At 40.9% G+C, this 14,022-nt stretch carries 14 protein-coding genes and 1 tRNA gene; 7 read left to right on the plus strand and 8 right to left on the minus strand.

Annotated features, from left to right (window positions below; genetic code table 11):
* The first annotated feature begins 8 nt into the window (after positions 1–8).
* The 4 genes from OCV30_RS08360 to OCV30_RS08375 all read left to right on the plus strand — a co-directional run bounded on the left by OCV30_RS08360 (position 9) and on the right by OCV30_RS08375 (position 3,551).
* Positions 9–449: a DUF2787 domain-containing protein gene (locus OCV30_RS08360; RefSeq protein ID WP_065678385.1), complete on the plus strand. Its 441-nt coding sequence runs from the start codon at positions 9–11 to the stop codon at positions 447–449.
* Positions 450–1,025: 576 nt separating this feature from the next.
* Entirely contained in the window at positions 1,026–1,361 is a 336-nt protein-coding gene (locus OCV30_RS08365; protein ID WP_065678387.1) for a hypothetical protein, read from the plus strand.
* A 107-nt stretch (positions 1,362–1,468) separates the two neighbouring features.
* Positions 1,469–2,218 (plus strand): hypothetical protein, encoded by a 750-nt coding sequence (locus OCV30_RS08370; RefSeq protein WP_065678388.1) that lies wholly within the window; start codon positions 1,469–1,471, stop codon positions 2,216–2,218.
* Positions 2,205–3,551 carry a hypothetical protein gene (locus OCV30_RS08375; RefSeq protein WP_065678389.1) on the plus strand — a complete coding sequence of 449 codons (1,347 nt, stop codon included), beginning with the start codon at positions 2,205–2,207 and terminating at the stop codon, positions 3,549–3,551. The genes OCV30_RS08370 and OCV30_RS08375 overlap by 14 nt, the downstream gene beginning before the upstream one ends.
* Before the next feature lie 43 nt (positions 3,552–3,594).
* Here the strand turns inward: OCV30_RS08375 and OCV30_RS08380 are convergent, their stop codons facing one another.
* Positions 3,595–4,230, minus strand: a complete 636-nt coding sequence (locus OCV30_RS08380; protein ID WP_083994577.1) for an inovirus Gp2 family protein — start codon at positions 4,228–4,230, stop codon at positions 3,595–3,597.
* A 308-nt stretch (positions 4,231–4,538) separates the two neighbouring features.
* Positions 4,539–5,741 carry a hypothetical protein gene (locus OCV30_RS08385; RefSeq protein WP_065678391.1) on the minus strand — a complete coding sequence of 401 codons (1,203 nt, stop codon included), beginning with the start codon at positions 5,739–5,741 and terminating at the stop codon, positions 4,539–4,541.
* A gap of 132 nt (positions 5,742–5,873) precedes the next feature.
* Here OCV30_RS08385 and OCV30_RS08390 point away from each other — a divergent pair.
* Positions 5,874–7,408, plus strand: a protein-coding gene (locus OCV30_RS08390) for an IS3 family transposase (RefSeq protein WP_370736707.1) whose coding sequence is annotated in 2 segments (ribosomal slippage) — positions 5,874–6,327 and positions 6,327–7,408 — 1,536 coding nt in all. Because the reading frame shifts where the segments join, the coding sequence is not laid out codon by codon here.
* On the opposite strand, the gene OCV30_RS08395 is transcribed toward OCV30_RS08390, so the two are convergent.
* Positions 7,350–7,685, minus strand: coding sequence for a hypothetical protein (locus OCV30_RS08395; protein ID WP_261879026.1), 336 nt, complete (start codon positions 7,683–7,685; stop codon positions 7,350–7,352). The genes OCV30_RS08390 and OCV30_RS08395 overlap by 59 nt on opposite strands.
* Before the next feature lie 124 nt (positions 7,686–7,809).
* On the opposite strand from OCV30_RS08395, the gene OCV30_RS08400 reads away from it, so the two are divergent.
* The gene (locus OCV30_RS08400) at positions 7,810–8,403 is read left to right on the plus strand and encodes a hypothetical protein (RefSeq protein WP_065679028.1); all 594 of its coding nucleotides are present in this window, start codon (positions 7,810–7,812) and stop codon (positions 8,401–8,403) included.
* Positions 8,404–8,485: 82 nt separating this feature from the next.
* Here OCV30_RS08400 and OCV30_RS08405 read toward each other — a convergent pair whose 3' ends face one another.
* From OCV30_RS08405 to OCV30_RS08420, 4 genes are all read right to left on the minus strand, one after another.
* Entirely contained in the window at positions 8,486–8,686 is a 201-nt protein-coding gene (locus OCV30_RS08405; RefSeq protein ID WP_065103605.1) for a helix-turn-helix transcriptional regulator, read from the minus strand.
* Between the two features lie 175 nt (positions 8,687–8,861).
* Positions 8,862–10,103: an integrase domain-containing protein gene (locus OCV30_RS08410; RefSeq protein WP_065679029.1), complete on the minus strand. Its 1,242-nt coding sequence runs from the start codon at positions 10,101–10,103 to the stop codon at positions 8,862–8,864.
* Positions 10,104–10,276: 173 nt separating this feature from the next.
* Positions 10,277–10,353: transfer RNA gene (locus OCV30_RS08415), tRNA-Val, on the minus strand.
* Between the two features lie 265 nt (positions 10,354–10,618).
* On the minus strand, positions 10,619–11,287 hold the full coding sequence (locus tag OCV30_RS08420) for a DUF2726 domain-containing protein (RefSeq protein ID WP_009846909.1): 669 nt from the start codon (positions 11,285–11,287) through the stop codon (positions 10,619–10,621).
* A 286-nt stretch (positions 11,288–11,573) separates the two neighbouring features.
* On the opposite strand from OCV30_RS08420, the gene OCV30_RS08425 reads away from it, so the two are divergent.
* Complete coding sequence (locus tag OCV30_RS08425; RefSeq protein WP_009846910.1) at positions 11,574–11,759, plus strand: hypothetical protein; 186 nt, start codon at positions 11,574–11,576, stop codon at positions 11,757–11,759.
* 225 nt (positions 11,760–11,984) lie between these two features.
* Here the strand turns inward: OCV30_RS08425 and OCV30_RS08430 are convergent, their stop codons facing one another.
* The gene (locus OCV30_RS08430; RefSeq protein WP_012604103.1) at positions 11,985–13,943 is read right to left on the minus strand and encodes a tetratricopeptide repeat-containing diguanylate cyclase; all 1,959 of its coding nucleotides are present in this window, start codon (positions 13,941–13,943) and stop codon (positions 11,985–11,987) included.
* Positions 13,944–14,022: the final 79 nt, after the last annotated feature.

The following is a 14,022-nucleotide window of genomic DNA, read 5'->3' on the forward strand; positions in this document are numbered from 1 at the left end:
GCATCATTATGTCTACTCTGCTCTTTCATCCATCAAGCTTACCTGTGTCAGACAAACTTCACGCACTGTTAAACAACCATTTTCAACAACAATTAACCCAGAGTGAGTCAATAGCCCAAAGTACTTACCTGACGTTCAACTTTCGAGATAGTTCATACAGCTCAGAAGCTGGTGGGTTTCACCCTGTTGAAATCGCGATGACACAGATCTCCAGTGGTCTATGGAATGTCGAATACATCACTGATTTCGCTTACGTTGGGAATGTGTATCCAGAATTGGCGCGATGTCTAGACTTTGATTTTCGAGACCAAGCGTTCTTTACAGAATTCGGGGGATGGAGCCCAATCAAGGGCAACTATTCCGCTGTAGAGATGTTCGAGCTTTGGCAGGATAACTTCTTAAACTACATCGATATGGAAGCGTTTGACTCTATATCTATCACTTCGTAATGAGAGAACAACCCGTCCGGGTCTATGTCACGATACAAAGGCACCGGACCACTACAGCCATCAAAAGTCGTGCTTCGGAGAGAGCTAACCCTATATGTAGTAAGGCCTGAATGACTTTTCATCATTGACTCCCTCCCCTCGACTTATCACTACATTACCGATAAGTGATACCAATCATGCCCAATATCTCCCCATTAAAAGAGCAGCTCACAAAAGCGCTCATCAGAGTCGCTCTCGCGAGTTGTCATTACCTTAATGAACAGTATCAGCACTTTAAAAAGGAGGTAGAGCAAAGTTCAGATCACGAACTGTTTGAATTCGTTCAACGCCTTTCTTCCACCCATCTGAAACGGCTCTTAGCCACTATTGAGTTGATGAACAGAGGTTATCTACTGAGTGAAATTCTAGAAGCTGGAAAGGATAAATAATGGCCTTTCCCGAGGTCATTTAAATTCAAATATACAGCCCATTTCACATAATCATTATCCGCCATTTGAGTGAGACGTTATTTGTCTCACCCATCCTTATCCTAATGCCATCAGTGATGGTTCATAGACACCCAACTAAGGATTCACAATGACCACAAGTAATGTACTGCATCATACCAATGATGAAGAGCTCATCGCTTTAATCCAACGAAAAGAGTCGTTCACCATAACTCGGGTAAAAAACTTCTCTCAAGCAGTGAAAAAGATTGAGCGGCTCATAGAGGAGCAAAGGCTATCTTGTCGAATATACACAGCAGGTCGTTCAACCACGATGGCAGCAACTTTTGCTTCAGGCCCTGCTGTCATTTTTGGATTAGCTTCAGCTGCCGCAATATCGGCGCATAACTTAGCAACCAGAAACCCAGATTATGAAATAGCTAAGTACCCTCTAGCTAAGAAACTAGTCATTAACTACAAAAAGTAATCGCATCAGGCTGTGTGGCCACCAGCCGATCCCTAATCAAGTTGAATCTTTAGCTCATCACTTTTTAGTGATGAGGCGATTGATCACGTTTAAATTTTGGTGGTCCCATGCCCTCTAAACCGAACAAGCAACGCATCGAACATATTGAGTTGGTGTTTGAAGTTTACTCTCTCATCCCAACTCAACGAAAGATCACAGTTAGTGAAATTCATGAACGATTAGCGAGTACTGGGATTAAGCGTTCGAAACGTACCGTACAACGCTGCTTGAATATTCTGACGGATTACCTAGATATTGAAAAAGACGATAGAACCCTGCCCTATAGCTATCATCGAAGACCCCAACCCGGTGTATTCATGGGCCCTAAAGAATCTGTACTTCTTGAGTTTGCTTTTGAGAGTTTAAAAGCAGCACTTCCTGAAAGTTATCTACCAAGTATGCAAGGCGCATTTGCACCCTTTTTGCTAATGGACCACAACCAAGGTCCACGTATTGATATTCGATACACGTTAATAAATCAGAAAGAAAATTATGACGAAGCTCTTTTTGACAAGCTTTGTCTAGCAATCTATTACCAGCGTGAAATTCGCCTCCATCTCAACAGCGAACAAACTCTCCAGTATGTCTGTCCACTTGGGCTTGTGTTAGAGAGTGAAGCCCTTCAATTGATCTACCAATTCGAAAGCCATGTTTGCGCCATCCCTCTCAATCAAATTCAAGACATCTACATCAGTACATTCGGGTTTACCTATCCAAAGGGATTTTCACTATCTGAGGTCATTACACCTAAACGAGAACCAACACTTATAGCCAAATGTTCAAACAACCACACAAGGAATGATCATGAAAAATACTAACTTACTCAGAACAACTCTCGTCAGCTCTATCGCTTTAGCTCTGACAGCTTGCGGAGGGGGATCCAATAGCAGTACACCACCTAGCGACCAAACACGCTCAATATCAAGCATGAGTGTTGTTAATGATGGTTTTCAGACCTTTAAGCCTCGCGCTCACGATCTAACTGGTTATCGAGCATACTCTAGAGCAGCCGCGTTCAATATGCCTTTAGATGACGGGCAAAGTGCTTACGTTTATGAGAACCCAGAAAATGGTGAAGTCAGCTCGATTAGCTTTGAAGGCGATGATAATGAGAGTGTTGCGACTCCGACTATCGATATGATCGTCGACCTAAATACCACCTACTCCGCAATCAACATGAGTAACGTCACCGTCACCGTGGATGACGTGGTGTATGAAGGCAATTACACCCTCATACAGGACAAGAATACCGGTGATCTTTATCCATTGATCGAGAGCGGCGTTCCTATCTATAAGAAGGTGGAAGCTGAACATGAGGCTTGGATTACCGATACACGCTTTTCCCACAATGGAGATAGCACGCGTATTTACTTAAGGCACAGTGATGAACTCAGCCTGCATAAAGCAGAGCTTATTGATGGTACGTTTGTCATTTCTAAAGTCTTTGATGATTACTTCAGAAACAACGTCATTCTATCAACAGGTGATATTGTCACCGTTCCTTGGAGTGGTGATAGCTTAACGTGGCTAGAGTCAGACGGTACCGAGCACAACTTTAGTTACGATACGTCACAGCTGTCTGTCCCATTTCTATACGCAGATAAACTTTATGCAATTCGAGATTCCGATGATGCACTGATCGAGCTTACATTGAATGGCGCTACCTTAGACCAAACCGATGCTCTATGGACCACCAATGGATACAGGCCGTCCTCCATGAGTGTGGTCCGTGGTGATTATAAAATGCATTCAGATTGCTCTGTGTATCAGTTCGATGACATAACCAAAACCATCACACAACTCGAACCACCGAAAGCGTATAGTGGCCACGTAGCCAATGCAGGCCAAACCTCACTGTACTGCATGTACTCAAGTGCAGATGATAATAGTGCATGGCCTAGCTTCATGCGTTTTGATATTAGTAAGGCTGAGCTTAACCAAGCCGCTACAACGACAATCGATGCTTCTAGTGGTACTAAACTCGATGCCAATGAACGAATGGCCGTTGTCAGCGACAACGAGCTGATGTTCTATCAATATCCAAGTGGAACCTTTACTGAGTACTACATCAACTTTGACGCTGGTACTACAGTGGAAAAAGAAGTGAGTTCAATAACGGCTATTAAGATGCAAACCGTCACTCAAAACTAATTATTTAGAAGGATTAATGAGGGCGATGTTCTGCCCTCTTTTTTTAGGTTCGAGAGCACCCAAAACTTCGTGTTCTATCGCCGTAGTGCTTGGTCTCAACCTTAGCTAAATAGCTGACTCGTTTAAACAGGCTACCCACCTGTTGGTCAAATTTATCTGAGTTTTGCTCTAACCAATAGGTGGGGTTGTCTGGGAAGTGGACTAAGGTATCACCTTCATTGGCTTTGATATCCAACGCTCGACACCACGCCTTCTTTATCATGTCTGATAAATTGCCTTTTTGATCAAACCTTCCAAGAGAATGGTACACGTCTTTGTTCAATAACAAGACAAGGTGGTAATGGTGACTCAATGACGTGCTTCTTTCTTTACACCAAGCATATCGAACCTTACAACTACGAACAGTTTGACCTCTCTTTTTTTTTCGACTGAGATCAGCTTGAATCTGAGCATCCAGCGAAGCAATAAAGTTCTTGATGACTCCAGTGTCATCGAACAATAAAGATTTAGCTAAACGTAAGTCTACTCTAATGGCTGTCGTACGAGGGTGTTGTGTGACGGCTTTATCAATCGTGTCATACAGCTTATCAAGGTAGCTAAGAACTAAACCACCTTTTAGCTTTAAGATTGGCAATCCATTGAATGTATCATTGGTCGTTGTTTTAAGTTTTCTCATCATTATACCTTTGGGGTGAATGTCTCTGGTATAGGATGATTGGGAGTGGTTATTTAATGAGGTGAGTATCTTTATTGAATTGTGTTTGGTAAGGGTAAGTTGATGAATGGTATATACGTAATATTACCATACCGCAATAACGATATCTGAACATACTCCGGACGAATCATTCCATTCTGGTTTTACCCCAAAACAGATGATGTCAGCGTGACAGCTCAATCAATTTTAGGTAATAAACTCGAAATTCCAGCATTTGAAGTTACTCTGAAATTAAGTTACGTAGCGGCTACATCCCCACCTCTCTAGGATTGCTACTTAGATAATGGGTAAGACTGAACTCTAAGATCATATTTTACTGTCTTTGGGAAGACTATTTCTTTTTTTAACGAATGGTAATCAGTACTTTCGCCAGACTTTACTTGAGCATCAAGCTCTGACAAATATTGGGCCTTTGTCTTAGTTTCGGGCTTCAAATGTACAAAGAAAAATTTAGAATCAAAATAAAAACCGCATGACAACCCGAAAGACGGAAAGTAGAGACCAAGTTTATCAGAATGATATGACTTCAAGTCATGCAAAATCACATTGATATTTCTAAGTCCATTTGTAACCAAGCATTTTTTACGCAATACCTTCTGTAATGAAAACGATAAATTTAAGGATAGATATAAAATCACTCGTCCTAAAAACACTCTTTCAGATTCTAACTCTTCTAATTTATCTTCTTTCTCGCTTAGATACTTCTCGGAAAACATTGTTCCATTATCAATGTTCTTTTGAAAACACCCATCATCCCAAATGGCCTTCGATACCGCTTCCAATGACGTTTTATCAAAAGTCTCATGATTAAGTTCCTGAACTTGATTCCAATAGTTTTCCATAATGAAAACCACTACACGCTCTAATTGCCCCATGATCGGCAAATGAAACTGTGAAACACCGTTGAATGCTTTTGGGTCCAATTGAGCTACCGAGAAATCAAGAATACGCTTTTCATTCCTTTGAGATAATTTTAACGCACCAAACAAAAAAGCCATTTTAAAAGGAAACTCAAAATCAAAATCGATTTCGAGTAACTCTAATTCACTTTCAAACTTAAACGTTAAGAATTTTTCAGGTATCTCATAGGTAAGAGACTCTACGTTATTTATTAAAGTCGCGTCTTTGCTCAAAGGATTGTGTGTACGACCAAAAGGTAGATTATGTAACTCGATAAAGTATCTATTGCTCATTTTACCAAAGTAAGAACGAAAAGATCCGCCTCTTCCAATTGCCTTTATAAAACCAACTTTAAACAAGGCCTCTAACTGTGACTTTAAGCGACTCTCAGAAATCCCCCCCATCAACTCCCTAATTCTTTTATTTGTCAGGTTTCTAACAAAACCGACTTCATTAGAATGCATTACAAAAATGACTATCAAGAGCAAATTGGAGTTTCTCAGCTTAAAACCTCCTTCTGAGTCTTTAAATTTTTCGATTTTCAGTCGTGTATCTAAGGAAAACAGCTCATTCATTATTTTATTCCTAAAGCATGTATTATCTACCGAAAACCTTTCAAGATAATCCAGCTTGAATGTGAACTGCCCCCTCTGGCAGGATAGTTGTCACTGTTAAAATTTAACCAGTTTGGGCGATAAAGAGTAATTGTGTCTCGTATCTCAGTAGAAAGAAAAGAAGCTATATTGAAGAAGCTGTTGCCTCCCTATTCGATGTCAGTTAAAGAAGTGTCGGAAGAGGAAGGAATTAGCACTGCGACCCTGTATCATTGGCGCCAGCAACTCAGACGTTCAGGAGCCGCCGTGCCAAATAGCAACACTTCATCAGAGCAGTGGTCTGCTCAAACTAAACTCGCCATTGTTGCCGAGTCTTACTCGATGACCGAAAGTGAACTCAGCCAATATTGTCGTGAAAAAGGTCTTTTCCCTGAACAAATCCAAAGTTGGCGCAGCGAATGTATGCAAGGGTTTAAGTCGAGTAAAGAGCAGGAAGCTGAAGCAAAGAAGCAGGCTAAAGCTGACAAACTTGAAATCAAAGAGTTGAAGAAAGATTTACGACTCAAAGAAAAAGCACTCGCTGAAACGGCCGCCCTCTTGGTACTAAGAAAAAAGCTGAGAGCCTTTTACGGGGAAGAGCCAGAGGACGATTAACCTCAACCGATGAAAGGCAGACCATAGTGACTCTTATCCTTGAAGCGAAGCAATGCGGATGCCGTTTAGAGCCAGCTTGCCATGAAGTTCAAATCGACTTGAGAACGTATCGTCGCTGGTATCAGCAAGGTGAAGTTCAAGCTGACAAAAGGCCGATATGCATCAGGCCAGAGCCTGCTAACAAGCTCTCTCAGCAAGAGCGTGATGCGATTATCGAGGTGTGTAACCGCTCTGAGTTCGCAAGCTTACCTCCGACTCAAATCGTCCCGACACTGCTTGACCGAGGTGAGTATATCGCCTCTGAATCGAGTTACTATCGGGTGCTGAGTGCACAGGGACAACTCCACAGACGAGGTCGTCAAAGAAGTAGGCAGAAGCAAGCGAAGCCATCAAGTTACACAGCGACAGATTCGAACCAAGTCTATACATGGGATATCACTTACTTACCTTCAAAAGTTCGAGGCCAACACTATTACCTGTATGTCATCGAGGACATCTACAGTCGAAAAATCGTTGGTTATGAAGTGTATGAGCGTGAATGCGGTGAGCTGGCGTCACAACTTCTGCAACGAACGTTGATGCGAGAGCAATGCTTCAATCAAGCGCTGGTTCTTCACTCAGATAATGGTGCACCGATGAAGTCGCTGACGTTTAAAGCAAAAATGGAAGAGTTAGGTATTACCTCATCGTATAGCCGCCCAAGAGTCAGCGATGATAACCCGTATGTCGAATCATTGTTCCGCACGGTAAAGTACATGCCAAGCTGGCCAACAAAGGGCTTTGAAAGTATCAACAGTAGTCGAAGTTGGGTTGAAGCCTTCGTACGCTGGTACAACACCGAGCATAAGCACAGTAAGCTAAATTACGTCACGCCTTCAGAGCGTCACAATGGAAAAGATAAAGAGATCTTGAAGCGCCGAGCAAAGGTATTACTCGCAGCAAAAGAGCTAAACCCTGAACGCTGGCCAGGTGATATCAGAAACTGTGAACCTGTTGGTGACATTCACCTAAATCCAGAAAGAGAAGCTGCTTAGTAAACAAGCGAATGATGACAACTACCTTGAAAAACGCCGACTGCCTTTCTCTCTTAATAGATGAACCAACACTCCCCCGACCTTTTTCTTTAAAAAGCTCAATGACCGTTTGCGTTGTTTTATGAGAAACACCAAAGTCATTTTTCAAACGAGAGGCAGATATATCCACCACTAAATTTGGTGTTCTTATTAAATCTAAATGTAAAGCAAGAGATAGAAATCGACACTCAGGTGAAAGTTCAAGATCTTGGCTCAATAACTCACTAATCAACTTCATAATTCACTACACATACCCTATTTAAAAATCAAAATCCTATAAAACAAACAATAATAAAACAACTTTAAAATACGGTTTTAAATTGATACAGTCAAATGTCATAGTCACATTTGGACATAAACTCATGAGTGAAAAAACTATTGAAGAGAGAATGAAATGGCTTAACCCTGATGATGAACATTTAGCAGATTGGTTCAGAGCTTATGCAGATAGTCGAGAATGGATCTGTAAATATGTATATAAAGAAGAGCAAAACATTGGCCTAATCAGTAGCAGTAGCGCTATATTTTGTGAAAAGTTTTTGAAGAATTGGGCAAGTAAAGGAAGCATTACCAGTAAAGATAAACATAGAATAAACCTCCTAAGAAGTGCTTGGTCTAGTCACAAAAATTCGAAAAGCAAAGTAACCCTATCATTAAGCTCTGAGGCAAAAAAATCGTTAACCTTTTTATCTGAAATTAATGGCATTACCAAAACAGAAGTAGTGAAGGAACTATTAATAAACGCCCATGAACTGTTCAATATGCAGAAATCTTTGAAGAAGATACTAAGACGTCAACCCAATGCAAATGAGTTCAATAAGAAGTTTGACTTTTTAAGTGAGATACTTAATCACAGTAGTCTTACGGAAGAGGTTAATAACTTAAAATCAGAAAATAGGCTGTTAAAGCTAGAACTAGCTAAGCTGGGGGGTTGTAAGCCAAGTAGCAAAGTGTAGTTCCATAGTGAATTTGGCCACCATTCGATCGTTTTATGTGAAGTGTATAAATTTGGAGAGCACATAGCTCTCCTTTGTCATATCAAGATAGGTAACGATCTTCTATTTTTTCAGCTATCCACATTTGAACCTCACTTTCTACCCATGCGACGGCCCTATCTCCAATTGGCACCTGTGATGGAAACTGCTGTTTTTCTATAGAGCGATACATTCCCGACCTTGATAAGCCAGTCATTACTAGTACTTCATTGAGACGAATTAAGCGAGTGGTTACGTTTGGCATATTGACACCTTACAAGTGAGTGGATTTCACTTAAATGACATATGTCTGAAATTATTTAGGTTATATGCGCCATAGAAAAACCGTTCTCTATGCCAATGCCCAGCCTTTAAATTCAGCAAAGCCCCCTTGTGACGCCGTAACATAAATTTACTGAGATCAAATTACATACATCCTACTAACCCACAACCTTAAGACTCTTTTTACCGCTCATCGACAAGCTCCCCTTTGCAGCTTCTTCAATGTGGTCACTCCACCACACCATGAGAACTTTACGACGTTCAAGGTAATCTGTGCGATTGTATGCGCTTCTTACCTTATCTCTATCCACATGAGAAAGTGCGGCTTCTATAATATCTGGATCGAAGTTGTGCTCATTTAAGGTGGTACTAGCTAATGCGCGCAAACCGTGAGAAGTTTGCCTACCCTTCATGCCCATTCGTACCAATGCTTTATTTGCTGTCTCTTTGTTGATGTGATTTTTGTTACTTTTGTCTGCTGGGAAAAGGTATTCACTATCACCCGTGATGAAATCAATGGTTTTCAATAGATCTAGAGTTTGTTTTGTTAAAGGAACAGTATGCACTCTTCCCTTTTTCATTCGTTCAGCAGGAATGACCCAAAGCATCTTTTCTCTGTCAATTTCATCCCAACGTGCCCCAGCCGTTTCAGCTGGTCTTGTCATGGTATGAAGTTGCCATTCTAGCAAGCAGCGAGTGATGGGTTTAATGGATGCGTAGTTGATGGTTTTGAGAAGCTCTGGAAGCTCATCTGGGGCTAACGAAGCTTGGTTGGTTACCTTAGCAGTCTCAAATGCTTTACCAATGCCAGCAAGCTTGTTGTGTTCAATCACACCCGTGTTGACTGCAAAGGTCATTATCTCATTGAGGTTACGACACAAACGCCCTACTGTTTCTAATTTACCTTGATTCGCAATGGGTTTAATTGTTTTGATCGCTTGAGGGGCCGTAATATCACCAAGAGGAAACTTACCAAGATCAGGTAAGAGGTACTTCTCAATTCGTTGCTTTAGCTTCTTAGCCGTTTGCTCTTTGACGCTTGTTTTCTTCACTTCAATCCAGTCATCAAACACCGACTGTAACGTATTCGACAATTCTAACTGTTTTTCTCTGAGTGTCGTATCACGGTGCTCTTTAGGGTCAATACCATCAGCGAGTAGTTCTCTTGCCTCAATCGCTTTAGTTCGAGCTTTAGCAAGCGATACAGATGGGTATTTACCAATACTGAGGTTTGCTCGTTTACGAGTAATTGGACGGTAATAGTTAAAGAGCCACAATTTGGAACCGTTGGGCTTTATTCTCAATGCAAGACCATCACCATCGAGCAGGCTATATTCCTTTTCTTTTGGTTTTGCTTGTAAGATCTGAGTCGCTGTTAATGGGGTTGTTTTCCTAGCCATAGTAACATCACCAATCCGTATTTCCTGTAGTGTTACTAACAGTGTTACTTTAAACGGTGGATTTTACAACACATCATGAAATCTCTTGGGACCAAGAAATGGCTAAGAGCCTGATAAAGCAAGGAATTACAGGCACAAAAAAGCCCACACTAGGTGGGCTCTTTCGTATAATGTGGTGCCCGCTACTGGACTCGAACCAGTGACACCTTGCATGTCATGCAAGTACTCTAACCAACTGAGCTAAGCGGGCAATGCTGTGAAACTTATCTAACCGCTTTATTAAGTGGCTAACGCTTCAGAACGAGATGGATAATAACGAGTGAATGGGTAGCGTGCAAGGATAAATTTGCACAAAACTGATCGTTTGCTTTTAAAAACAACAATCAGAATAAATTTTAAACACAAAGCAGATCAATGGCTTGAAGTAGATCACATTTAAGTTCAACTTCGATGATTACCTACATCAGCATGCTTCGCGTCTTTTCTCCCTTTACTGAGCACTTCGGCGCAAGGTATTAGTTAGAATCTTCGTCCATGTCGAACACGACGTTGTAGTTCTCGGTATAAGTACAGTTAGGTTGACGACTACAAGTAAAGAAACGTCGGCCTTTATAATCGCCATGGCTTGCGAGTTTGATGATCATAGGGCTGCTACATTTCTTACAGAATCGAACTTCTTTAGATGGCTCAATCAAATCGATGTGTGCTGCCAGTAACCTCTTCAAACGGCTCACTTGATAACTGTGCTTAATTGAAGCGCCAATAAGTGGAAGGCCAGCCGATTTACAAACGTGCATCAATAGCTTCTCGCGATCAACCTTTCCTTTATTAAGCTCCTTCCCATTATCCAATTCGATGATTACACGTGGCTCTAACGTTCGCGGGTCGCACACTACAAAGTCAAAATAACTGCGTGAGATTTTGTTGTTCGCAATAAACCAATTCTTTTTATTGTGCGCCTTTGCGGGGACAACAATGTTAGACATGCTCACTTTAGCAAATACTTCCCCATGGTTACCCACTGCGGATTTGAGTGCGTTATAGAAGGTCGCTTGTTGCGCCGACATTAACGAGCCTTTCTTTTGATAAGCATGATCTTTGGTGTCATCATTTTTTACTAGATAGTTTTGAATAAAGTAAAAGAACACAACCAGAACAATTACAACGATAAAAATATTAGTCATTTTCCAACACAATCACATTTGTATAGGGATTAAGAGAGTGGTTAGCGTATGTAGAAAAGCGTCACGTGGCAAGCAAAAGAAGCAGAGCTGCGAATTGGAATCATGACCTTTGAACGCTTTAATCGTCAGAGGCGGTCTCTTTATCGGCTTCGACAGTTCAAGACGCACATCTCCTATTTAATAATCAAATCATCAATTACATATTAAATTGATTCAGATCAAACCGCACCAAGTTGTGACCAATTAGCATAAAAAACGTTAGACAAATGTTAACAAGGAAATTGCTATGGAACTCAAACAAGACCCAAGATGTTATACCGATGTGTGTGTCGATGGTAAGTGGTTCCATTATGACCACTGTGGCACTCAAGCTTATATGCTAAAAGGTGGCGCTTCAGCAGTCATTGAACTCGCTCGAGAACCAGCAACAGAGAGTGAGCTAGTTGAAATGTTAGAAAGTATCGCTAAGTAATACTCTTAATAGATAATATAAAAACTAAGCGAATAGGAGTTGATAACACTCTTGTTCGCTTAGTTTCTTATTTGCTTATTTGCTTATTTGAATGGTTGCTTTAGGTTCTTTTACTTGATTAAATTTAAACACTTCTGCCTAAGGGGAATGATTCTGATTAGGCTGCCAAGTATTTAAATTACAGGTTCATTTAAGCTGTATTTTCGCACTAAGCTGTATTTTTCGCTAAGCAATGACCACCTGGTTGCGCCCTGATTGTTTTGCTTGATATAAAGCGTCATCTGCTGATTTCAAATGCTGTTTGTAGGTACTGCTATTTAATTCTTGATACGTTAAATGAATGGTCGCACCAATTGATGTAGTTAACGCTAACGGACCGGAATACGTTTCTATCGTTTGATCAGCGATTGTTTGCCTTATCATTTCCAACTGTTCGTCTGGGTCTTGAGTGCCAGCAAGCAGTAAAACGAATTCTTCCCCACCCCATCGAGCCAACACATCGTTTGTTGATAGCGCTCGCTCTATACGCTTAGCAACCTCTACCAAAACTTGGTCCCCAATATCATGTCCGTATGTATCATTGACTCGTTTAAATTGATCTAAGTCCAAAATAGCAAGCGTATACCCGAACGGCGACAAACGGTATGGCATTGGCTGAGTTAACAATTGTTCCAGGTAGCGTCTATTGAATAAACCTGTCAACTCACATCTCGTCGATTGCTTAACCAACTCTTTGTTGGTCTTATGCATAGTGCATAACCTTACCAGAAGTACAGCAAAGCTTATGATGACCATAACACCGAGTACGACAACAATGCGGTCTTTTAAGCTCTGTTTATCTAGCGTCATCTCTGCGAGCTCTTTTTCTGCATTAAGCAGTTCATTCTCTTTCGCTAATGAAGCCGTAGCAAAGTCTTGTTCTAATAAAAAGATATCACTCTGACGCTTTTCAAATAACAGCGCTTTGTTGCCCTTGTAATAAAGCTTGAAATACCGAAGTCCAATTTCACTGTTGCCTTTAGATTCATAGTATTCTGCAAGCGCTTTGAAACCAAGCACCTTCCAACTACGGCTGCCAACAATATCAAACATCGTAGACGAACGTTTTAGATCAAAGAAAACAAAGTTATCTTGGTTCAAACCGATATTTGCTAAAGCTCTGTTTAAGTAACACTGACCCAGTTGGAGTGTGTACTTTGCAACACCCGGGTAACCAATACATTGGTTTGTTACTTTCCTTGCTAACTCAAAGTTCTTTTCTGCTAGCAGTACTTCACTCTGAGCTTTTAGAAGAAGGATTTTGTACCTTTCACTTACGCTATCATCATTAAATTTAGTGGCACTTTTATAAGCCTCTCGACCTTTTACTAAGTCGCCACTGCGTAGATAAGCAAATGATTCATTAACATATAACACACCGATGGTTGAACCATCGCGTAATCCACTTTTGATATAGAGCTTTTTGGCCTGTTCGATAAGTTTGAGTGCTTTCGGCCAATCTTCCAGATAGATATAAAGCAATGCCATATTCGACATCAACTTACTGTTATAGATATGCCGTGGGTATTTCTTGCCAAGATTTAAGCCCTTATGAAAAAAATACTGAGCTTCGGAAAAATCATTTTGGATGTTTTTGATCGACCCCACAGTGTTGTAGGCTTTTATCAACAGTTCTTCATACTGGATTGATTCAGCGATACTTATTGCTGCTTTAACTTGAGATTCAGCCTCTACTAATTCACCTTGACTCATCTGCTCAATCGCTAGTTCAACTAAAGATTGCGCCTTTAACCACCCCATATCTTCACGCTGTGCTAATGCCTTGATCTGTCGTGTGTATTCAGACACAGCCTGTTTATCGAGATCATGCTGTGCGAGATTCGATAAAATCATTAGTTCATAACCACGATAGATGGCTTTATGTTGCGTAGGGCTCGTTGCTTTTAAGGTTTCAAGCTTTTGGGAGGCAAGTTTGGGATCACCGCGAGACACATTAAGGATTTCAATGAGTTCAGCGCCATATTGAGTCGCTGATAACTCTTTTTCGGGACTGTACGCGCCTGGGGTTTCTGGTCGAATAGTCTGTAAATCGTCGTCATAAGTTGGATAGAGTAAATACAATCCTAGTACAACACTGATCAGTACGACGAGAAAAAATGAGCCTAACACTCTGTTGTTATTCATTTATAAGTGCCATTACTGATTGCATACCAATTTAATCGACGGTTACCTTAAGCGGTTTCACATTGTACCCGACACATAT

The organism is Vibrio atlanticus (assembly GCF_024347315.1).
GTDB lineage: Bacteria > Pseudomonadota > Gammaproteobacteria > Enterobacterales > Vibrionaceae > Vibrio > Vibrio atlanticus.

Coding starts and splice junctions, on each gene's coding strand:
- OCV30_RS08360 (WP_065678385.1), top strand. CDS start 9: ATGTCTACTCTGCTCTTTCATCCATCAAGCTTACCTGTGTCAGACAAA.
- OCV30_RS08365 (WP_065678387.1), top strand. CDS start 1,026: ATGACCACAAGTAATGTACTGCATCATACCAATGATGAAGAGCTCATC.
- OCV30_RS08370 (WP_065678388.1), top strand. CDS start 1,469: ATGCCCTCTAAACCGAACAAGCAACGCATCGAACATATTGAGTTGGTG.
- OCV30_RS08375 (WP_065678389.1), top strand. CDS start 2,205: ATGAAAAATACTAACTTACTCAGAACAACTCTCGTCAGCTCTATCGCT.
- OCV30_RS08380 (WP_083994577.1), bottom strand. CDS start 4,230: ATGATGAGAAAACTTAAAACAACGACCAATGATACATTCAATGGATTG.
- OCV30_RS08385 (WP_065678391.1), bottom strand. CDS start 5,741: ATGAATGAGCTGTTTTCCTTAGATACACGACTGAAAATCGAAAAATTT.
- OCV30_RS08395 (WP_261879026.1), bottom strand. CDS start 7,685: ATGAAGTTGATTAGTGAGTTATTGAGCCAAGATCTTGAACTTTCACCT.
- OCV30_RS08400 (WP_065679028.1), top strand. CDS start 7,810: ATGAGTGAAAAAACTATTGAAGAGAGAATGAAATGGCTTAACCCTGAT.
- OCV30_RS08405 (WP_065103605.1), bottom strand. CDS start 8,686: ATGCCAAACGTAACCACTCGCTTAATTCGTCTCAATGAAGTACTAGTA.
- OCV30_RS08410 (WP_065679029.1), bottom strand. CDS start 10,103: ATGGCTAGGAAAACAACCCCATTAACAGCGACTCAGATCTTACAAGCA.
- OCV30_RS08420 (WP_009846909.1), bottom strand. CDS start 11,287: ATGACTAATATTTTTATCGTTGTAATTGTTCTGGTTGTGTTCTTTTAC.
- OCV30_RS08425 (WP_009846910.1), top strand. CDS start 11,574: ATGGAACTCAAACAAGACCCAAGATGTTATACCGATGTGTGTGTCGAT.
- OCV30_RS08430 (WP_012604103.1), bottom strand. CDS start 13,943: ATGAATAACAACAGAGTGTTAGGCTCATTTTTTCTCGTCGTACTGATC.